The organism is Pseudomonas sp. UBA7500 (assembly GCF_002478435.1).
In the GTDB taxonomy this organism is placed as follows: domain Bacteria; phylum Pseudomonadota; class Gammaproteobacteria; order Pseudomonadales; family Pseudomonadaceae; genus Aquipseudomonas; species Aquipseudomonas palmensis.
In genome coordinates this window covers 1-19,851 of the sequence record NZ_DLNW01000041.1, presented here as the reverse complement: position 1 = coordinate 19,851, position 19,851 = coordinate 1, and the positions used below count along the sequence as shown (strand labels likewise).

The following is a 19,851-nucleotide window of genomic DNA, read 5'->3' as shown; positions in this document are numbered from 1 at the left end:
GCTGCAACTGGCCTTCGACGACAAGGAAGACCAGCGCCAGATCAAGCTCGACCAGGCGTTCAGCGACACCCTGCTGCAGCGCCTCGACCAGCCGCAGGCCGAAGCCGTGGCCGGGGTCGGCCTGCCCAGTGGCGGTCTGTACTACCCCGAGGGCGGCTGGGTGCATCCGCCCGCGCTGTGCCAATGGCAGGCCGGGCAACCGAACATCACCCTGCTGCCCCACCATGACGTGGTACAGCTGCGCAAGGTCGACGGCTTGTGGCAGGCATGGGACGGCGAGCGCCTGCTGGCCAGCGCGCCGCTGGTGGTGCTGGCCAGCGCAGCGGACATCCATCGTTTCGAGCCGTGCGCCGAGCTGCCGCTCAAGCGCATCCGCGGGCAGATCACCCGCCTGCCGGCCACCAACGCCAGCCGCGCGCTTGGCACCGTGGTGTGCGCCGACGGTTACGTCGCGCCGCCGCGCCTGGGCGAACACACCCTGGGGGCGAGCTTCGACTTCCACAGCACCGACCTCGCCCCCACCGCTGCCGAACATGCGAGCAACCTGGAGCTGCTGCGGGAAATCTCCGGCGACCTGGCAGAACGCCTTGGCGCTGCCGAGCTGGAACCTGCCAGCCTGCAGGGCCGCGCGGCGTTTCGCTGCACCAGCCCCGACTACCTGCCGATCGTCGGCCCGTTGGCCGACAAGGCGGCGTTCAACCAGGCGTATGCCGTGCTCGGCAAGGACGCGCGACAGCTGCCGGACAGTTCGTGCCCCTGGCTGGCGGGCCTGTATGTGAACAGCGGCCATGGTTCGCGCGGTCTGATCACCGCGCCTCTGGCGGGTGAACTGATCGCCGCCTGGGTCGACAACGCACCCTTGCCGGTGCCGCGCGACGTGGCCGAGGCCTGCCACCCGAATCGTTTCATGTTGCGCGAACTGATACGCGGCAAGGGCAAGCAAGGCTGAAGGCTTATAACAGATTGATCTAAAACTCACAGGATCCGCACCGGTCAGTTCCTATGTGCCCGAATTCAGGGCACCTTCCCCAACGGAAAAACCGGTAAGGACTTATGTGCGGATTAGCTGGAGAGTTTCGTTTCACCCCTGTAGCCAACACACCACGCCCGGCGGACCTGGCCGCGGTCGAACGGATGACCCATCACCTGGCGCCCCGCGGCCCGGATGCCTGGGGCTTCCATAGCCAGGGGCCCATCGCCCTGGGCCATCGGCGCCTGAAGATCATGGACCTGTCCGACGGCTCGGCCCAGCCCATGATCGACAGCCAGCTGGGCCTGTCGCTGGCATTCAACGGCGCCATCTACAACTTCCCCGAACTGCGCGCCGAACTCGAAAGCCTGGGCTATGCCTTCTACTCGGACGGCGACACCGAAGTGCTGCTCAAGGGCTACCACGCCTGGGGCGCCGATCTGCTGCCGCGCCTGAACGGCATGTTCGCCCTGGCGATCTGGGAACGTGACAGCCAGCAGCTGTTCCTCGCCCGCGACCGCCTGGGGGTCAAGCCGCTGTACCTGTCGCGCACCGGCGAACGCCTGCGCTTCGCATCGAGCCTGCCGGCCCTGCTCAAGGGCGGCGACATCAACCCGGTGCTCGACCCGGTGGCACTCAACCACTACCTGAACTTCCACGCCGTGGTACCCGCCCCGCGGACCCTGCTGGCGAACATCGAAAAGCTGCCACCGGCCACCTGGATGCGCATCGACGCCCAGGGCCGCGCCGAGCAGCACGTGTGGTGGAACCTGCACTACGGCCCACGCACCGATGAACAGCACCTGACCCTGGAAGACTGGCGCGACCGCGTGCTCGACAGCACCCGCGAAGCCGTTGCAATCCGTCAGCGCGCGGCCGTGGATGTCGGCGTGCTGCTCTCGGGCGGCGTCGACTCCAGCCTGCTGGTCGGCCTGCTGCGCGAAGTCGGGGTCGAGGACCTGTCGACCTTTTCCATAGGCTTTGAAGATGCCGGCGGCGAACGTGGCGACGAGTTCCAGTATTCGGACCTGATCGCCAAGCACTACGGCACACGCCACCACCAGTTGCGCATCGACGAGCGCGAAATCATCGAGCAACTGCCGGCCGCGTTCCGCGCCATGAGCGAGCCGATGGTCAGCCACGACTGCATCGCCTTCTACCTGCTCTCTCGGGAAGTGGCCAAGCATTGCAAGGTGGTGCAGAGCGGCCAGGGTGCCGACGAGCTGTTCGCCGGCTACCACTGGTACCCGCAGGTGGACGGCGCCAAGGACCCGTACGCGGCCTACCGCGAGGCCTTCTTCGACCGCAGCTACGACGAGTACCGCGACACCGTGCAGCCGGCCTGGCTGCTGGGCAATGACGCCGCCGGCGACTTCGTGCGCCAGCACTTCGCCCAGCCCGGCGCCAGCGCGGCAGTCGACAAGGCCCTGCGCCTGGACAGCACGGTGATGCTGGTCGACGACCCGGTCAAACGGGTCGATAACATGACCATGGCCTGGGGCCTGGAGGCTCGCACGCCGTTCCTCGACTACCGGCTGGTGGAGCTGTCGGCGCGGGTGCCGGCCCAGTTCAAGCTGCCCGATGGCGGCAAGCAGGTGCTCAAGGAAGCCGCGCGACTGGTCATCCCCAGTGAAGTCATCGACCGCAAGAAGGGCTACTTCCCGGTACCGGGCCTCAAGCACCTGCAAGGCGCCACCCTGGACTGGGTACGCGAGCTGCTGCTGGACCCAAGCCAGGACCGCGGCCTGTTCAACCCGGCCATGCTCGACCGCCTGCTCAGCGACCCGCATGGGCAACTGACGCCGCTGCGCGGCTCCAAGCTGTGGCAACTGGCCGCGCTGAACCTGTGGCTCAGCGAACAAGGAATCTGATCGATGAAAGCCCATGCCTCACCCTATGGCCAGCGCCTGCTGCGCGGCCAGGTGCCGTCCTATGAACGCCTGCAGGCGCAACTGGCCGGCGACGGCAGCGACCCGCACGACCAGCCGCGCTGGTTGCATTGCGGCTGGGGCCGGCTGCTGATCGGCCACACCTACCCCGACCCGGCCAGCCTGGCGGCGGCCCTGGCCAAGGAGCAGCCCGGCGAGCGCGATATCGCGCTGTACGTGGCCGCCCCCCAGCAGGTACTGGCCCAGGCGCCGCAACAGCTGTTTCTCGACCCCTCCGACACCTTGCGCCTGTGGTTCAGCGACTACCGCCAGGCGCAGCGAGTGTTTCGCGGCTTTCGTATCCGCCGCGCACAGAGCGACAGCGACTGGGCAGCCATCAACGAGCTGTACGTGGCCCGTGGCATGCTGCCGGTCGACCCGGCGCTGATCACTCCGCGCCACCAGGGCGGCCCGGTGTACTGGCTGGCCGAAGACGAGGACAACGGTGCGGTGATCGGCAGCGTGATGGGCCTGAATCATCAAAAGGCCTTCGACGACCCGGAGCACGGCAGCAGCCTGTGGTGCCTGGCCGTGGACCCCAACTGCACCCGGCCCGGGGTCGGCGAAGTACTGGTACGCCACCTGATCGAACACTTCATGAGCCGCGGGCTGAGCCACCTCGACCTGTCGGTGCTGCACGACAATCGCCAGGCCAAGCGGCTGTACGCCAAGCTGGGCTTTCGCACCCTGCCCACCTTCGCGGTCAAACGCAAGAACGGCATCAACCAGCCGCTGTTCCTGGGGCCGGGGCCGGAGGCCGGGCTCAACCCCTATGCGCGGATCATCGTCGAGGAAGCCTACAAGCGCGGCATCGATGTGCAGGTGGACGATGCCACCGCCGGGCTGTTCACCCTCAACCACGGCGGACGCCGGGTGCGCTGCCGCGAGTCGCTCAGCGACCTGACCACCGCCGTGAGCATGACCCTGTGCCAGGACAAGAGCCTGACCCACAAGGTACTCGAAGCCGCCGGCCTGAGCCTGCCGGCGCAACAGCTGGCGGGCAACGCCGCCGACAACCTGGCCTTTCTGGAAGACCACGGCGCGGTGGTGGTCAAGCCGCTGGATGGCGAACAGGGCAACGGCGTGGCGGTCAACCTGACCTGCCTGCAAGACCTGGACGCCGCCATCGAGCACGCGCGCCAGTACGACAGCCGCGTGTTGCTGGAAAGCTTTCATGAAGGGCTGGACCTGCGCATCGTGGTCATCGGCTACGAGGTGGTGGCCGCCGCGATTCGTCACCCGGCCTCGATCGTCGGCGACGGCCAGCACGCCATCGGTGCGCTGATCGAAGCCCAGAGCCGCAGGCGCCAGGCCGCCACCGGTGGCGAAAGCAAGATCCCGCTCGACGCCGAGACCCAGCGCACCCTGCACGCCGCCGGGGTCGACTACGACACCATTCTGCCCGCCGGCCAGCGCCTGGCAGTGCGGCGTACCGCCAACCTGCACACCGGCGGCTGCCTGGAAGACGTCACCGCACGCCTGCACCCGACCCTGGTGGATGCCGCCGTGCGGGCCGCCCGCGCCCTGGACATTCCGGTGGTCGGCCTGGACCTGATGGTCAAGGCCGCCGACCAGCCCGACTACGTGCTCATCGAAGCCAATGAACGGGTGGGCCTGGCCAACCACGAACCCCAACCCACTGCCGAACGCTTCGTCGACCTGCTGTTCCCGCACAGCCGGCCGGTGCCGTGACAACGCCCCACGAGGAGTCCGCATGCCTGATCAATTGCCCGAACCGGACCTGACCTATCTGCAGAAGGTCCTGCTGGAAATGCTCGCCATCCCCAGCCCCACCGGCTTCACCGACACCATCGTGCGCTACGTGGCCGAGCGCCTGGAAGAACTGGGTATCCCCTTCGAGCTGACCCGGCGCGGCACCATCCGCGCCACCCTCAAGGGCCGCAAGAGCTCGCCCGACCGCGCCGTTTCGGCGCACCTGGACACCATCGGCGCCAGCGTGCGCACCTTGCAGGACAACGGCCGCCTGGGCCTGGCCCCGGTCGGCTGCTGGTCGAGCCGTTTCGCCGAGGGCAGCCGGGTCAGCGTGTTCACCGACACCGGCGTGTTTCGCGGCAGCGTGCTGCCGCTGATGGCCAGCGGGCACGCCTTCAATACCGCGGTCGACCAGATGCCGGTGAGCTGGGAGCACGTCGAGCTGCGCCTGGATGCCTACTGCACCACCCGCGCCGACTGTGAAACCCTGGGCATCGGCATCGGTGACTTCGTGGCCTTCGACCCGTTGCCCGAGTTCACCGAAAGCGGCCATATCAGCGCCCGTCACCTGGACGACAAGGCCGGCGTCGCGGCGCTGCTGGCCTCGCTCAAGGCCATCGTCGAAAGCGGCATCCAGCCACAGATCGACTGCCATCCGCTGTTCACCATCACCGAAGAAACCGGCTCGGGGGCCGCCGCCGCATTGCCGTGGGACGTCAGCGAATTCGTCGGCATCGACATCGCCCCGGTCGCCCCCGGCCAGCACTCCAGCGAACACGCGGTCAGCGTGGCCATGCAGGACTCCGCCGGCCCCTACGACTACCACCTGTCGCGCCACCTGCTGAGCCTGGGCCGCGAGCACAACCTGCCGGTGCGCCGCGACCTGTTCCGCTACTACTTCAGCGACGCGCATTCGGCGATCACCGCCGGGCATGACATCCGTACCGCGCTGCTGGCGTTCGGCTGCGACGCCACCCACGGCTACGAGCGCACCCATATCGACAGCCTGGCTGCCCTCAGCCGCCTGCTCAGCGCCTACCTGCTCAGCCCGCCGGTGTTCGCCAGCGACTCCAAGCCCACCGGCAGTTCGCTGGAAAGCTTCAGCCACCAGCTGGAACACGACGCACAAATGGAAAGTGATACCCGCGTACCGGCGGTGGACAGCCTGGTTGGCCAAAAAGGCTAGCCACATGCAGGCCACATGCAGGAAAGGTTTCGCGTAGCATGTGCGAAACCTTTCCTGATTCTGTAGCTTTATTTATGTTGATACCCTACGACCAGCTCGAAGCCGACACCCTCACCCGCCTGATCGAAGACTTCGTCACCCGCGACGGTACCGACAATGGCGACGACACCCCGCTGGAAACCCGTGTACTGCGCGTGCGCCAGGCGCTGGCCAAGGGGCAGGCGGTGATCCTGTTCGACCTGGACAGCCAGCAGTGCCAACTGCTCGCCAGGCATGAAGTGCCCCGCGAGCTGCTCGACGATCAGTGATCAGGCGCCCAGGCCGCCCTTGCCCAGTTGCTCGGCGATACGCCGATAGATTTCTGCACGGTGCACCTCCACATCGCGTGGTGCGCAGATGCCGAAACGCACCGTGTTGCCGTCTACCGACAGCACCTTGATCTTGATGTCGTCATCGATGGTGATGACCTCGCCGACTTCGCGCCCTATGACCAGCATTCTCCATTCCTCCACATCAGGGGAGAGTGAAGACTGAACCGGGTGCTGAAACGGTTCAACGCTCTGACAGGCAAATAGACAATTCCCACAACTTTGCGGGAATTTGCCTACAAGATCCTACCCGCTCAGCTGTTTTGCAGACGTGGTCCGATCACGATGATGGTGGCGCCGATCACGCACAGCAGCGCACCGAGCCAGTCGCTGCCCATCGGCCGGGCACGCTCCACCACCGCCAGCCACAGCAGCGAAGTGACGATATAGATGCCGCCATAGGCGGCGTAGGCGCGCCCGGCGTAGGCCGCCTCGACGCGGGTCAGCAGCAGGCCGAACAGGGTCAGGCTTAGCAGCGCGGGGGCGATCCACCAGCCGCTCTTGCCCAGCCGCAGCCACATGTAGAAGGCATAACAGCCGGCGATCTCGAACACCGCCGCCAGAAAGAACCACACATAATTCATCACGTCCGCTGCTACCCGCGCAAAAGCGCCTAGCATACCGTAGCGAACAGCCTACGCCTGCGTCTGACGCCCCTTGGCACGCATTCGCACGGCCATCTCGGCCATTTCGTCATACAGCGCCTGCGGGTCGCGCTGCTTGAGCTGCCAGGCCAGGCGCCCCTGCTCGTGGGGCAGAATCATGAAGTCACCGCGCGCCACCCCCTCGTAGATATAGCCGGCAATGTCGCTGGCGCTGATCGGCGAGCTTTCCAGCAGTTTGCCCACCTGGGCCTTCATTGCCGGGGTGGGGCCGCGGAACGAATCCAGCAGGTTGGTCTGGAAGAACGACGGGCACACCACATGCACCGCCACCTGTTGCTGGCGCAGCTCCACCAGCAGGCTTTCGGACAGCGCCACCACCCCGGCCTTGGCCACGTTGTAGTTGCTCATGGCCGGCCCCTGCATCAGCGCCGCCATGGACGCGATGTTGATGATGCGGCCCTTGCTGCGTTCGAGCAGCGGCAGGAACGCCTTGCAGCCCTTGACCACGCCCATCAGGTTGATCGCGATCTGCCAGTCCCAGTCTTCCAGCGACAGCTCGGCAAAAAAACCGCCCGACGCCACCCCGGCGTTGTTGACGATCACATCGATGCCGCCGAGCTTTTCTTCGCAGGCCTGGGCCAGGGCGGTGAGCTGGCTGTAGTCGCGCACGTCGCAACGCTGGACGAAGCCCTCGCCGCCCGCCTCGCGCACCAGCGCGAGGGTCTGCTGCAGGCCGGCCTCGCCGATGTCGCTCAGGGCCAGTTGCCAACCCTCGCGGGCCCAGCGCAGGGCAATCTCGCGGCCAAGGCCGGACCCGGCGCCAGTGATCATCATGCGGTTTTGCATAGCCGGATGCCTTGTTCCTGAAGTTGAAGGCCAGTGTAGCGAAGGGTGCAGCGACGCCCACGCTGTATCAGGATGCTGAATGGCGCGGGCAAACACATATCGAACTAAACTTTTAGTTGCCTGTGGGAGTCCGAATTAACAGGCGGACATGAACGTCATGACCGAAGAGATGGATCGCAACTGCATACGCTGATTACCGTACTCAACAAAAGGACTCTGCCATGGGCACCATACTTATCATCATCCTGATTTTGCTGTTGATCGGTGGCTTACCCGTTTTCCCGCACTCCAGAAGTTGGGGCTACGGCCCGTCCGGCATCATTGGTACCGTGCTGATCATCCTGTTGATCCTGTTGTTGCTCGGCAAGATATAGAAACCCGGGGGTGCAATGGCCCCCACATAAAAAAACGGCCCGAAGGCCGTTTTTTTATTGCTCAGAACTCAGTGCGAAACAGCACCGCTTGCCCCCAGGCCGGTTTGCGACCGGACAAACTGCGGGAAGAACAGCGCACGCTCGTCATCCGCTGCCTTGGACTTGTCGGTAACCGAGAAGAACCAGATACCGGCAAAGGCAATCAGCATCGAGAACAGCGCCGGGTACTCATACGGGTAGATGGCTTTCTCGTGACCCAGGATCTGCACCCAGATGGTCGGACCGAGCACCATCAGGCCCACCGCACTTACCAGCCCCATCCAGCCGCCGATCATGGCGCCACGGGTGGTCAGCTTCTTCCAGTACATCGAAAGCAGCAGTACCGGGAAGTTGCAGCTGGCCGCGATCGAGAACGCCAGGCCGACCATGAACGCGATGTTCTGGCTTTCGAACAGGATACCCAGGCCGATGGCCAGCACACCCAGTGCGACGGTGGTGATCTTCGACACGCGGATCTCGTCCTTGTCGTTGACCTTGCCCTTGCGCCATACGCTGGCATACAGGTCATGGGACACCGCCGAGGCACCGGCCAGGGTCAGGCCGGCAACCACTGCCAGGATGGTGGCGAAGGCCACTGCCGAGATGAAGCCCAGGAAGATGCTGCCGCCCACGGCGTCGGCCAGGTGCACCGCAGCCATGTTGTTGCCGCCCAGCAAGGCGCCTGCTGCGTCCTTGAAGTCCGGGTTGGTGCTGACCAGCAGGATCGCGCCGAAGCCGATGATGAAGGTCAGGATGTAGAAGTAGCCGATGAAGCCGGTTGCATACAGCACGCTCTTGCGCGCTTCCTTGGCGTCGCTCACGGTGAAGAAGCGCATCAGGATGTGCGGCAGGCCAGCGGTACCGAACATCAGCGCCAGGCCCAGCGAGAACGCGGAGATCGGGTCTTTGACCAGGCCGCCCGGGCTCATGATCGCCTCACCCTTGGGGTGAACCTTGATCGCCTCGGAGAACAGCGCATTGAAGTCGAAGTTGACGTGCTTCATCACCATCAGCGCCATGAAGCTGGCACCGGACAGCAGCAGCACCGCCTTGATGATCTGTACCCAGGTGGTTGCGAGCATGCCGCCGAACAGCACGTACATGCACATCAGGATACCCACCAAGATGACCGCCACGTGGTAGTCCAGGCCGAACAGCAGCTGGATCAGCTTGCCGGCGCCGACCATCTGCGCGATCAGGTAGAACGCCACCACCACCAGCGAGCCGGAGGCCGACAGGGTGCGGATCTGCTTTTGCCCGAGGCGATACGAGGCCACGTCGGCAAAGGTGTACTTGCCCAGGTTGCGCAGGCGTTCGGCGATCAGGAACAGAATGATCGGCCAGCCCACCAGGAAGCCGATCGAGTAGATCAGGCCATCGTAGCCGGAGGTGTATACCAGTGCGGAAATACCCAGGAAGGAGGCTGCCGACATGTAGTCGCCGGCAATCGCCAGGCCGTTCTGGAAGCCCGTGATTCGCCCGCCTGCGGCGTAGTAGTCAGAAGCGGACTTGTTGCGCTTGGAAGCCCAGTAGGTGATGCACAGGGTGGCACCGACGAAGGCGACGAACATCAGGATCGCCGAGACGTTCAGGGGTTGTTTGTGCACCTCGCCGGTCAGGGCGTCGGCGGCCCAGACGGCAGGCGCGAAAGCGCCAAAGGCCAGTGTTGCCAGTAGACGCCGGATCATTGCTGAGCCTCCTTCAGGATCGCGTTGTTCAGCTCGTCGAACTCACCATTGGCACGACGTACGTAGATGCCGGTCAGCACGAAAGCCGAAACGATCAGACCCACACCCAGCGGGATACCCCAGGTAATCGAGGAGCCGGGGCTGAGCTTGGCACCCAGAATCTGCGGGCCGTAGGCAATCAACAGGATAAAGGCGGCGTAGAGGCCGAGCATGATCGCCGAGAGAATCCAGGCGAAGCGTTCACGTTTTGAAACCAGCTCCTTGAACCGCGGGCTGTTTTGTATCGAGAGATAAATGCTGTCGTTCATTGTTTTTGTCCTCGCAGCACAGATTGGGTAGTACCACGCCACTTTATGCTGCCTTGGGACGCACTCCAGACGACCTTAGTCTTAGATGTAAAACTCTTTTACCGGCTACGTAACAGCCGCCCATGCAAAGGGCCGCGCGGTGGCAAAACACCGCGCGGCCCTGGAAGGTGCCAGATAGAGGCCTTAGGCCATTATTTTGCGGTCCACTCGGCGACCCGCTCGGGGTGCTTGGCGACCCACTCCTTCGCCGCAGCGTCCGGCTTTGCGCCTTCCTGGATGGCCAGCATGACTTCGCCGATCTCGTCCTTGGATTGCCACGAGAACTTCTTCAGGAACGCTGCGACTTCCGGCGCCTTCGTATCGAGTTCCTTGCTGCCGATGCTGTTGACCGTCTCGGCGGCGCCGTACACGCCTTTGGGGTCTTCGAGAAAACGCAGCTTCCACTTGGCGAACATCCAGTGCGGCACCCAGCCGGTGACCACGATGGGCTGCTGCTTGGCGTAGGCGCGCCCCAGTTCAGAGGTCATGGCAGCGCCGGAGCTGGCCTGCAGCTTGTAGCCGGCAAGGTCGTAGTCCTTGATCGCCTGGTCGGTCTTGAGCATCACCCCGGACCCGGCGTCGATGCCGACGATCTTCTTCTTGAAGCCGGCATCGCTTCCGAGGTCGGCGATCGACTGCGCCTTGACGTATTCGGGCACGATCAGGCCAATCCTGGCGTCCTTGAAGTTGGGGCCGTAGTCGACCACGTTGTCCTTGTTCTTGGCCCAGTATTCGCCATGGGTCACCGGCAGCCAGGCCGACAGCATCGCATCGAGCTTTCCGGTGGCCACCCCCTGCCACATGATGCCGGTGGCCACCGGCATCAGCTTGACGTCATAACCGAGCTTCTGCTTGATCACCTCGGCCGCCACATGGGTGGTCGCCACGCTGTCGGACCACCCATCGACGTAGCCGATGCTTACTTCCTTGGCCATGGCCAGGCTGGTGCCCATGGCCAGTATCAGGGCAGTGCCCGCCCCCAGGAGTCGTCGCATTTTCATCAAGGCATCCCCTCGTCACGTCACGGAACCTGCATCATCAACCGCCACTGGCGGCCAACCTGCTCTGTCAGCGACGTCGAAACATCGAGAAACGACATCACAACGCCAGCCAGGCCCGCTACCGGCCGGCATTTGCAGGTAGTATTGGCGGCTTTGTTTCCTGACCGGTCCGCGCCATGCCCTCGACTGCCCGCTTCCCGCTGCTGCCCTACCTGTTTGCCTGCCTGCTTGGCCTGTTCGCGTTGGGCGGGCTCTGGTACGGGCTCGGCAAGCCGGTATCGCTGCCGGACGCCGCCAGCCCCACGCACAAGCTGCAATGTGTCTCCTACACGCCCTTCGACAAGGACCAGTCGCCGTTCGACCAGCCCTTCAGCCTGCGCCCGGAGCGCGTGGAGGCTGACCTCGCCCTGCTTGCACAGCGCTTCGAATGCATCCGCACCTACTCGATGACGGGCCTGGAAGCGATCCCGCAGCTGGCGCGCAAGTACGGCCTGAAGGTGATGTTCGGGGCCTGGGTGAGTGCCGACCCGCTGGTCACGGCCAAGGAGATCAAGGCCCTGATCGCCACCGCCAATGCCAACCCGGACATCACCCGCGCCGTGATCGTGGGCAACGAGGTGCTGTTGCGCAAGGAAGTGACGGGCGATCACCTGGCCGATCTGATCCACCAGGTGAAAAGCCAGGTGCAGGTACCGGTGACCTACGCCGACGTGTGGGAGTTCTGGCTGCAGCACCCACAGATCGCGCCGCAGGTGGACTTCGTGACCATTCACCTGCTGCCCTACTGGGAAGATGATCCCAAGGGCATCGACGAAGCGCTGGCCCACGTTGGCGAGATCCGCCAGGTGTTCGGCAACCGCTTCGCGCCCAAGGACGTGATGATCGGCGAAACCGGCTGGCCCAGCGAAGGGCGCCAGCGCGAGACCGCCCTGCCCAGCCGGGTCAACGAAGCGCGCTTCATTCGCGGGTTCGTCGCCATGGCCGAGCAGAATGGCTGGCATTACAACCTGATCGAAGCCTTCGACCAGCCGTGGAAGCGCGCCAGCGAAGGCGCGGTGGGCGGTTACTGGGGGCTGTACGATGCCGACCGGCAGGACAAGGGCATACTCGAAGGCCCGGTGAGCAACCTGCCGTTCTGGCCGCAGTGGCTGGGTATCGGCGTGCTGCTGTTCGCCGCCACCCTGGCCCTGGCCGGGCCGGTGCGCGGCGTGCGTGGCGCCCTGGCGCTGCCCTTGCTGGCCGCACTGGGGGCCGCCAGCCTGGGGTTGTGGGGCGAGCTGGTACGGGTCAACAGCCGCTTCGTTGGCGAGTGGTTGTGGGCCGTGCTGCTGGCGGGGCTCAACCTGGTGGTACTGGCCCATGGCGCGCTGGCGCTGGCACAGCGCAGTGGCTGGCGTGAGCGCCTGTTCGCCTGGCTGCAGGCGCGTGCTGGCTGGTGGGTGATGGCGGCCGGCTTCGCGGCGGCGGTGAGCATGCTGGCGCTGGTGTTCGACCCGCGCTACCGCAGCTTCCCGAGCCCGGCGCTGGTGCTGCCGGCGGTGGTGTACCTGCTGCGACCGGTGCGGGTAGCGCGCGCCGAGGTGGCCTTGCTGACCTTCATCGTCGGCGCCGGGATTGCGCCGCAGCTGTTCATCGAGGGCTTGAGCAGCCAGCAGGCGCTGGTGTGGGCCCTGGTGAGCGCGCTGATGGCCGCGGCGCTGTGGCGCTGCCTGCGGATCAGGCAGGGCTGAGCGTCGGCTCTTCGACGGCAAGGCCGGCTCTGCAGGGAGGCGTTGAACCCGTTAGGCGCCGGCCTTGCCGGCGAACGATACAGCGTGAGCCTCAGGCCGTGCGCCGCACCAGCCGCAACCCCGCCAGCACCAGCGCGAACGCCGCCAGGCTCACGGTGTACAGCGCCAGTGCCGGCAGCCCGAACACCAGTGACAGCACCGCCAGCCACCAGCCGGCCCGGCGCGGCACCAGCGTCGCCACCACGGCCAACCCCAGGGCGACCCAGCCCAGCACCCGCAAGTGGATCACCAGGCCCAGCGTGGCGCGCAACTGGCACTCCCAGCTCACCTGGGGCGAGCTGCACACACCGACCCACCTGACATCCTCCATGAAGCCATAACGCACCCCATAGCAGGCCGCAGCCCACAGCGACAGGCACACAAGCAAGGCAATCAGCGGCAAACGGCGGGACATGACAACTCCGGAAACAGGAAAACGGCGCCCAGCATAATCCCCCACCGGGCCTGTGCAAGGCAAAAGCGGCGGCCTGAGCTACTTTTATCAGCAAAGAAACAAAACCCGCTGTTGCCCTGGCACTGGCCCGCACGGCAACATCGGGGACGGTAAATGCCGGGGCACAAGGCAACTTTGCCGATAGCACGAGTGTCCTAGCCTGCAGTACACACTTTGCCTTGCCTTTCCTGGGGATCCGTCATGCTTCGATCACTGCGCCTTGCTGCCCTGCTGGGTGGCCTCTTGATGAGTGCGGCCGCGTCTGCGGTGGATGTCGATGCGGCCACCTATGGCTACCCGCTGACCAATCCCTTCGAGGCGACGATCGCCTCCACACCGCCCGACCTGCGCCCCGAACTGCCGACCGACGATGACATCGATCAGTCCGACTACAGCCTCAACCTGCGCCCCGAACGCGAGTTCACTCTTCCGGACAACTTCTGGGCGGTCAAGAAGCTGCGCTATCGCCTGGCCCGACAGGACCACGAGGCGCCGCTGATCTTCCTGATCGCCGGTACCGGCGCGCCCTACACCAGCAGCCTCAACGAGTACCTCAAGCGCCTCTACTACAAGGCCGGCTACCACGTGGTGCAGCTGTCCTCGCCCACCAGCTTCGACTTCATCAGCGCCGCCTCGCGCTTCGCCACCCCGGGCGTGAGCGCCGAAGACGCCGAAGACCTGTACCGGGTGATGCAGGGCGTGCGCGCCCAGCACCCGCGCCTGCCTGTCAGCGAGTACTACCTCACCGGCTACAGCCTCGGTGCCCTCGACGCAGCCTTCGTCAGCCACCTGGACGAAACCCGGCGCAGCTTCAACTTCAAGCGCGTGCTGCTGCTCAACCCGCCGGTCAACCTCTACACCTCGATCAGCAACCTCGACAAGCTGGTGCAGACCGAGGTCAAGGGCGTGAACAACAGCACCACCTTCTATGAACTGGTGCTGACCAAGCTCACCCGCTACTTCCAGCAAAAAGGCTACATCGACCTCAACGACGCGCTGCTCTACGACTTCCAGCAGTCGCGCCAGCACCTGAGCAACGAGCAGATGGCGATGCTGATCGGCACCTCGTTCCGCTTCTCGTCCGCCGATATCGCCTTTACCTCCGACCTGATCAACCGCCGCGGCCTGATCACCCCGCCCAAGTACCCGATCACCGAAGGCAGCAGCCTCACGCCGTTCTTCAAGCGTGCGCTGCAATGCGACTTCGACTGCTACCTGACCGAGCAGGTCATCCCCATGTGGCGCGCGCGCACCGATGGCGGCAGCCTGCTGCAGCTGATCGACCAGGTGAGCCTGTATGCCCTCAAGGACTACCTGCAAAACAGCCCGAAAATCGCCGTGATGCACAACGCCGACGATGTGATCCTGGGCCCCGGCGACATCGGCTTTCTGCGCAGCACCTTTGGCGACCGCCTGACCCTGTACCCGCATGGCGGGCACTGCGGCAATATCAATTACCGCGTCAACAGCGACGCGATGCTGGAGTTTTTCCGTGGTTAAAAAACTTCTGATCGTGACGGCGTTGCTCGCCGCAGGCCTGGTACAGGCCGATGAGATCCCGGCGCGAGCCAGCGTGATCGAAGCCGACGGCTTCACCGATCCGCTCAAGGAACTCAAGTTCAACCCCGGCCTGGACCAGCGCGAGTTCGAGCGTTCGACCCTGACCGCGCTGAACGTCTACGACCCGTTCGAGTCGGTGAACCGCCGGCTGTACCACTTCAACTACCGCTTCGACCAGTGGGTGTTCCTGCCGGTGGTCAATGGCTACCGCTACATCACCCCAAGCTTCGTGCGCACCGGGGTCAGCAACTTCTTCAGCAACCTGGGCGATGTGCCCAACCTGCTCAACAGCCTGCTGCAGTTCAAGGGCAAGCGCTCGATGGAGATCACCGCGCGCCTGCTCTTCAACACCACCCTGGGCGTCGCCGGCCTGTGGGACCCGGCGACCAAGATGGGGCTGCCGCACCAGAGCGAAGACTTCGGCCAGACCCTGGGCTTCTATGGCGTGCCGGACGGCCCGTACCTGATGCTGCCGATCCTGGGCCCGTCGAACCTGCGCGACACCGGCGGGCTGGTGGTGGACTACAGCGCCGAGAACTGGATCAACTTCCTCAACATGGCCGAGGTCAGCAGCGACAACCCGGAGGTCTGGGTACTGCGCGCCATCGACAAGCGCTATACCACCAGCTTTCGCTACGGCCAGCTGAACTCGCCGTTCGAGTATGAAAAGGTGCGCTACGTGTACACCGAGGCACGCCGCCTGCAGATCGCCGAGTAGCGTTCAGGGCCGGGGCAGCGGCAGGCCGAGAAAGTGGCACAGTTCGCCCTGCTTGGTCAGCGCGTCGCGCCGGCCCAGCTCGATCAGTTCGCTGCAATAGCCGGCTTCGAACAACAGGTAGCTGAGCACCCCGGCGCCGCTGGTCTTGGTCGCCCCCGGGCCGCGCAGGAACATGCGCAGCGCGGCGGGCAGTTCACGCCGATGGCGGGCGGCAATCTCGTCCAGCGGCTGGCTGGGCGCAACCACCAGCACCTCCACCGGGGCCAGGCCCAGGCGCCGGGGCTGCACGTCGCTGGGCAGCAGGTGGCTCAGGTGGTTGAGCCGCTGCAACAGCTCCAGGTCGTCTTCCAGGCTGTCGATGAACGTGCTGTTGAGCAGGTGCCCGCCGATCTGCGCCAGGCTCGGCTGCTTGCCGCTGAACACCCGCTCGCGTGGATCACCCGGCGTCGGCCCCTGGGGGTTGCCGCTGACCCCCACCACCAGCACGCGGTTGGCGCCCAGGTGCAGCGCCGGGCTGATCGGCGCCGACTGGCGCACCGCACCGTCACCATAGAATTCGTGGCCCAGCCTGATCGGCGCAAACAGCAACGGGATGGCCGAACTGGCCAGCAGGTGCTCGACGCTCAGGCGGGTCGGCATGCCGATGCGTCGATGGCGCAGCCACGGGTCGATGGCGCCCTTGCCCTGGTAGAAGGTCACCGCCTGGCCCGACTCGTAGCCGAACGCGGTCACCGCCACCGCGCGCAGGTGCTGCTGGTCGATGGCATGACCGATGCCGTCCAGGTCCAGGTGCTGGTTGAGCAGTTTGCGCAGCGGCGAGCTGTCGAGCAGCGCCACCGGTACCTGGGCCCCCAGGCCCAGCAAGCTGTGGCCGACGAAGCGGCTGGCCTGGCGGATCACCCCGGGCCAGTCGCTGCGCAGTACCTGGTGGCTGCGAAAGCCCTGCCAGAAGCCGGTGAGGCGGCGGATGGCGTCGGCAAAATGCATCGCACCGCTGGCCAGGGTCACCGCATTGATGGCCCCGGCCGAGGTGCCGACGATCACCGGGAACGGGTTGCCGGCGCCGGCGGGCAGCAGGTCGGCGATGCCGGCGAGCACGCCGACCTGGTAGGCGGCACGGGCGCCACCGCCCGAGAGGATCAGGCCGGTGACCGGTTGGGGTGCTGGCATGGGGTACTCCCTGAAGTCTGTGTCGCTGCCTTCGCCGGCAAGGCCGGCTCCTACCGGTACCGCACACCTATGTAGGAGCCGGCATTGCCGGCGAAAGCCACACCGCGATTCGTCCTAGTACAGCTTGGGCGCCCCCGGCGGGCGCGACTTGAAGCGTCGGTGTGCCCACAGGTACTGCTCGGGGCATTCGCGCAGCACCGACTCGATCCACTGGTTGATGCGCAGGCAGTCGGCCTCTTCGCTCTCCCCCGGAAAATCCTGCAGCGGCGCATGGATCACCAGCCGGTAGCCACTGCCGTCCGCCAGGCGCTGCTGGGTGAACGGGATCACCCGCGCCCGCCCCAGGCGGGCGAACTTGGTGGTGGCGGTCACGGTAGCCGCCTCGATCCCGAACAGCGGCACGAACACGCTCTGCTTGGCGCCGTAGTCCTGGTCGGGCGCATACCAGATGGCGCGCCCCGAGCGCAGCAGCTTGAGCATGCCGCGCACGTCCTCGCGCTCCACGGCCAGCGAGTCGAGGTTGTGCCGCTCGCGCCCGCGGCGCTGCACGAAGTCGAACAACGGGTTCTTGTGCTCGCGGTACATGCCGTCGATGGTGTGTTCCTGGCCCAGCAGCGCCGCACCGATCTCCAGCGTGGTGAAGTGCAGGGCCATCAGGATGGCCCCCTGCCCGTCACGCTGCGCCGCCTGCAGGTGCTCCAGCCCCTCGATGTGCGCCAGGCGCGCCAACCGGGCCTTTGGCCACCACCAGCTCATGGCCATTTCGAAGAAGGCGATGCCGGTGGAGGCGAAGTTTTCCTTGAGCAGACGGGTTCGTTCGACAGACGGTAATTCGGGGAAACACAGTTCCAGGTTGCGCGCAGCAATGCGTCGACGGTCACCGGCAACACGGTACATCAACGCGCCCAGCAGGCGGCCCAGCACCAGCAAAGCCCGGTAGGGCAGCTGCACGATCAGCCACAGCAGGGCCAGGCCCAGCCACAGCGGCCAGAAGCGTGGATGAAGAAAATAAAGGCGAAAACGCGGGCGATCCATTAAACATTCCGCAAAGACGATGGCCGGGCATTCTACAACGGTTCGCTGCGGGTTGCGGCTAACCGGCGTTCTCGTTATAAGTCTGAGCACTTTTTCGTAACAAGCTGCCTTATGCCAACCATGAGCCAAACCCAGACGCCAGACCAAGCCCCCGTGTTCCAGCTCAAGGGCAGCATGCTCGCCATCACGGTGCTCGAGCTTGCGCAGAACGACCTCGAAGGCCTCGATCGGCAACTGGCGGCCAAAGTCGCCCAGGCCCCCAACTTCTTCAGCAACACCCCGCTGGTGCTGGCGCTGGACAAGCTGCCGGCCGGCGAAGGCGCGGTCGACCTGCCCGGGCTGATGCGCGTATGCCGCCACCATGGCCTGCGCACCCTGGCCATTCGCGCCAGCCGTATCGAGGACATCGCCGCCGCCATTGCCATCGACCTGCCGGTGCTGCCGCCGTCCGGTGCCCGCGAACGTGCGCTGGAGCCTGCGGTGGAGGTGCCACCGGCGCCCAAGCCAGAGCCGGCCCCGGCCCCGCCGCCGGAGCCTGCGGTAAAACCGACAAAAATCATCACCTCGCCGGTGCGTGGCGGCCAACAGATCTATGCTCAGGGCGGCGACCTGGTGGTACTGGCTTCGGTCAGCCCCGGTGCGGAACTTCTGGCCGATGGCAACATCCATGTTTACGGCGCGATGCGCGGTCGCGCCCTCGCCGGTATCAAGGGCAATACCAGGGCACGTATTTTCTGTCAGCAGCTGACCGCCGAAATGGTCTCGATCGCCGGGCAGTACAAGGTGGCCGAAGACCTGCGTCGCGACCCGTTGTGGGGGGCCAACGTGCAGGTCAGCCTGTCCGGTGACGTGTTGAACATCACCCGTCTTTAACGGATACTTGCCGCCATTTTCAGCGCAACTTTTCCATATGTTGCCGGTTTGGATATTTCTGGGACCTCAACGTCCTTTTTCTTTAGGGGTGATACACCTTGGCCAAGATTCTAGTGGTTACATCCGGCAAGGGTGGTGTGGGTAAGACCACCACCAGCGCCGCTATCGGTACCGGCCTTGCACTGCGCGGCCACAAGACGGTCATCGTCGACTTCGACGTCGGCCTGCGTAACCTCGATCTGATCATGGGCTGCGAACGCCGCGTGGTGTACGACTTCGTCAACGTGGTCAACGGCGAAGCCAACCTGCAGCAGGCCCTGATCAAGGACAANNGAACCTGTACGTGCTGGCCGCCAGCCAGACCCGTGACAAGGATGCGCTCACGCTCGAAGGCGTGGAGCGGGTCCTGATGGAGCTCAAGGAGCAATTCGAATACGTGGTCTGCGACTCGCCGGCCGGTATCGAGAAAGGCGCCCACCTGGCCATGTACTTCGCCGACGAAGCCATCGTGGTGACCAACCCGGAAGTCTCCTCGGTACGTGACTCGGACCGCATGCTGGGCCTGCTGGCCAGCAAATCGCGACGCGCCGAGAAGGGCGAAGACGCGATCAAGGAACACCTGCTGATCACCCGCTACCATCCAGAGCGCGTGAGCAAGGGCGAAATGCTCGGTGTCGAGGACGTCAAGGAAATCCTCGCCGTCGCGCTGCTGGGCGTGATCCCCGAATCCCAGGCGGTGCTCAAGGCATCCAACCAGGGTGTGCCGGTGATCCTCGACGACCAGAGCGATGCCGGCCAGGCCTACAGCGACACCGTCGACCGCCTGCTGGGCAAAACCGTGGAACACCGGTTCCTCGATGTACAGAAGAAGGGATTCTTCGAGCGCCTGTTTGGAGGCAACTGACCAATGAACCTTTTTGACTTCTTTCGTGCCAACAAAAAAGTAAGCACCGCGTCGGTCGCGAAAGAGCGTCTACAGATCATCGTGGCGCACGAGCGCGGCCAGCGCAGTACTCCGGACTACCTGCCAGCCTTGCAGAAGGAACTGGTCGAGGTGATCCGCAAGTACGTCAACATCGGCTCGGATGATGTGCACGTCGCTCTGGAGAACCAGGGCAGCTGCTCCATCCTGGAACTCAATATCACCCTGCCCGATCGTTGATCGGCGCACAGGGGTAACCTGCCACGGCGGCGGCCGGGCCCGGGC

20 protein-coding genes and 1 pseudogene are annotated in these 19,851 nt (G+C 65.0%); 12 read left to right on the top strand and 9 right to left on the bottom strand.

Annotation, left to right across the window (positions count from 1 at the left end):
• The 5 genes from mnmC to B4I46_RS16850 form a co-directional block, all read left to right on the top strand.
• Positions 1 to 949: FAD-dependent 5-carboxymethylaminomethyl-2-thiouridine(34) oxidoreductase MnmC (gene mnmC / locus B4I46_RS16870; protein WP_286901059.1), on the top strand; the 949-nt coding region annotated here is incomplete at its 5' end.
• A 104-nt stretch (positions 950 to 1,053) separates the two neighbouring features.
• Positions 1,054 to 2,841 (top strand): N-acetylglutaminylglutamine amidotransferase, encoded by a 1,788-nt coding sequence (locus B4I46_RS16865; RefSeq protein ID WP_043862661.1) that lies wholly within the window; start codon positions 1,054 to 1,056, stop codon positions 2,839 to 2,841.
• A 3-nt stretch (positions 2,842 to 2,844) separates the two neighbouring features.
• The gene (gene ngg, locus B4I46_RS16860) at positions 2,845 to 4,590 is read left to right on the top strand and encodes an N-acetylglutaminylglutamine synthetase (RefSeq protein ID WP_286901057.1); all 1,746 of its coding nucleotides are present in this window, start codon (positions 2,845 to 2,847) and stop codon (positions 4,588 to 4,590) included.
• Positions 4,591 to 4,612: 22 nt separating this feature from the next.
• A complete protein-coding gene (locus B4I46_RS16855; RefSeq protein ID WP_043862659.1) occupies positions 4,613 to 5,797 on the top strand; it encodes an osmoprotectant NAGGN system M42 family peptidase in 1,185 nt (394 codons plus the stop codon).
• Positions 5,798 to 5,871: 74 nt separating this feature from the next.
• Positions 5,872 to 6,105 (top strand): YheU family protein, encoded by a 234-nt coding sequence (locus tag B4I46_RS16850; protein ID WP_043862658.1) that lies wholly within the window; start codon positions 5,872 to 5,874, stop codon positions 6,103 to 6,105.
• On the opposite strand, the gene csrA is transcribed toward B4I46_RS16850, so the two are convergent.
• From csrA to B4I46_RS16835, 3 genes are all read right to left on the bottom strand, one after another.
• A complete protein-coding gene (csrA, locus tag B4I46_RS16845; protein WP_043862657.1) occupies positions 6,106 to 6,294 on the bottom strand; it encodes a carbon storage regulator CsrA in 189 nt (62 codons plus the stop codon).
• A 125-nt stretch (positions 6,295 to 6,419) separates the two neighbouring features.
• Positions 6,420 to 6,752: a YnfA family protein gene (locus tag B4I46_RS16840; RefSeq protein WP_054915866.1), complete on the bottom strand. Its 333-nt coding sequence runs from the start codon at positions 6,750 to 6,752 to the stop codon at positions 6,420 to 6,422.
• A 48-nt stretch (positions 6,753 to 6,800) separates the two neighbouring features.
• On the bottom strand, positions 6,801 to 7,616 hold the full coding sequence (locus tag B4I46_RS16835; protein ID WP_043862655.1) for an SDR family oxidoreductase: 816 nt from the start codon (positions 7,614 to 7,616) through the stop codon (positions 6,801 to 6,803).
• A gap of 221 nt (positions 7,617 to 7,837) precedes the next feature.
• Here B4I46_RS16835 and B4I46_RS16830 point away from each other — a divergent pair, with 221 nt between their 5' ends.
• On the top strand, positions 7,838 to 7,990 hold the full coding sequence (locus B4I46_RS16830) for a DUF3309 family protein (RefSeq protein WP_010224169.1): 153 nt from the start codon (positions 7,838 to 7,840) through the stop codon (positions 7,988 to 7,990).
• Between the two features lie 68 nt (positions 7,991 to 8,058).
• Here the strand turns inward: B4I46_RS16830 and B4I46_RS16825 are convergent, their stop codons facing one another.
• The 3 genes from B4I46_RS16825 to B4I46_RS16815 all read right to left on the bottom strand — a co-directional run bounded on the left by B4I46_RS16825 (position 8,059) and on the right by B4I46_RS16815 (position 11,065).
• A complete protein-coding gene (locus tag B4I46_RS16825) occupies positions 8,059 to 9,717 on the bottom strand; it encodes a cation acetate symporter (RefSeq protein WP_043862654.1) in 1,659 nt (552 codons plus the stop codon).
• On the bottom strand, positions 9,714 to 10,025 hold the full coding sequence (locus B4I46_RS16820; RefSeq protein WP_043862653.1) for a DUF485 domain-containing protein: 312 nt from the start codon (positions 10,023 to 10,025) through the stop codon (positions 9,714 to 9,716). Before B4I46_RS16820 ends, B4I46_RS16825 begins: the two co-directional genes overlap by 4 nt.
• Before the next feature lie 191 nt (positions 10,026 to 10,216).
• Positions 10,217 to 11,065: a glycine betaine ABC transporter substrate-binding protein gene (locus B4I46_RS16815; RefSeq protein ID WP_054915868.1), complete on the bottom strand. Its 849-nt coding sequence runs from the start codon at positions 11,063 to 11,065 to the stop codon at positions 10,217 to 10,219.
• 176 nt (positions 11,066 to 11,241) lie between these two features.
• Between B4I46_RS16815 and B4I46_RS16810 the strand changes: the two genes are divergently transcribed.
• Entirely contained in the window at positions 11,242 to 12,795 is a 1,554-nt protein-coding gene (locus B4I46_RS16810; protein WP_282361948.1) for a beta (1-6) glucans synthase, read from the top strand.
• Positions 12,796 to 12,886: 91 nt separating this feature from the next.
• On the opposite strand, the gene B4I46_RS16805 is transcribed toward B4I46_RS16810, so the two are convergent.
• Positions 12,887 to 13,249 (bottom strand): hypothetical protein, encoded by a 363-nt coding sequence (locus tag B4I46_RS16805; RefSeq protein ID WP_286901047.1) that lies wholly within the window; start codon positions 13,247 to 13,249, stop codon positions 12,887 to 12,889.
• Positions 13,250 to 13,489: 240 nt separating this feature from the next.
• Between B4I46_RS16805 and B4I46_RS16800 the strand changes: the two genes are divergently transcribed.
• On the top strand, positions 13,490 to 14,788 hold the full coding sequence (locus B4I46_RS16800; RefSeq protein WP_043862649.1) for a serine/threonine protein kinase: 1,299 nt from the start codon (positions 13,490 to 13,492) through the stop codon (positions 14,786 to 14,788).
• Positions 14,781 to 15,566 carry an MlaA family lipoprotein gene (locus B4I46_RS16795; protein ID WP_054915870.1) on the top strand — a complete coding sequence of 262 codons (786 nt, stop codon included), beginning with the start codon at positions 14,781 to 14,783 and terminating at the stop codon, positions 15,564 to 15,566. The genes B4I46_RS16800 and B4I46_RS16795 overlap by 8 nt, the downstream gene beginning before the upstream one ends.
• A 3-nt stretch (positions 15,567 to 15,569) precedes the next feature.
• Here B4I46_RS16795 and B4I46_RS16790 read toward each other — a convergent pair whose 3' ends face one another.
• Both B4I46_RS16790 and B4I46_RS16785 read right to left on the bottom strand, forming a co-directional pair.
• On the bottom strand, positions 15,570 to 16,736 hold the full coding sequence (locus B4I46_RS16790) for a patatin-like phospholipase family protein (protein ID WP_286901046.1): 1,167 nt from the start codon (positions 16,734 to 16,736) through the stop codon (positions 15,570 to 15,572).
• 114 nt (positions 16,737 to 16,850) lie between these two features.
• Positions 16,851 to 17,771, bottom strand: coding sequence for a lipid A biosynthesis lauroyl acyltransferase (locus B4I46_RS16785; protein ID WP_043862646.1), 921 nt, complete (start codon positions 17,769 to 17,771; stop codon positions 16,851 to 16,853).
• 120 nt (positions 17,772 to 17,891) lie between these two features.
• Between B4I46_RS16785 and minC the strand changes: the two genes are divergently transcribed.
• The 3 genes and pseudogenes from minC to minE all read left to right on the top strand — a co-directional run bounded on the left by minC (position 17,892) and on the right by minE (position 19,806).
• Positions 17,892 to 18,644 carry a septum site-determining protein MinC gene (minC, locus tag B4I46_RS16780; RefSeq protein ID WP_370409160.1) on the top strand — a complete coding sequence of 251 codons (753 nt, stop codon included), beginning with the start codon at positions 17,892 to 17,894 and terminating at the stop codon, positions 18,642 to 18,644.
• A 98-nt stretch (positions 18,645 to 18,742) separates the two neighbouring features.
• Positions 18,743 to 19,548 (top strand): annotated as a pseudogene (minD, locus tag B4I46_RS16775) (septum site-determining protein MinD).
• A gap of 3 nt (positions 19,549 to 19,551) precedes the next feature.
• On the top strand, positions 19,552 to 19,806 hold the full coding sequence (gene minE / locus B4I46_RS16770; RefSeq protein WP_019693048.1) for a cell division topological specificity factor MinE: 255 nt from the start codon (positions 19,552 to 19,554) through the stop codon (positions 19,804 to 19,806).
• The last annotated feature ends 45 nt before the right edge of the window (positions 19,807 to 19,851 follow it).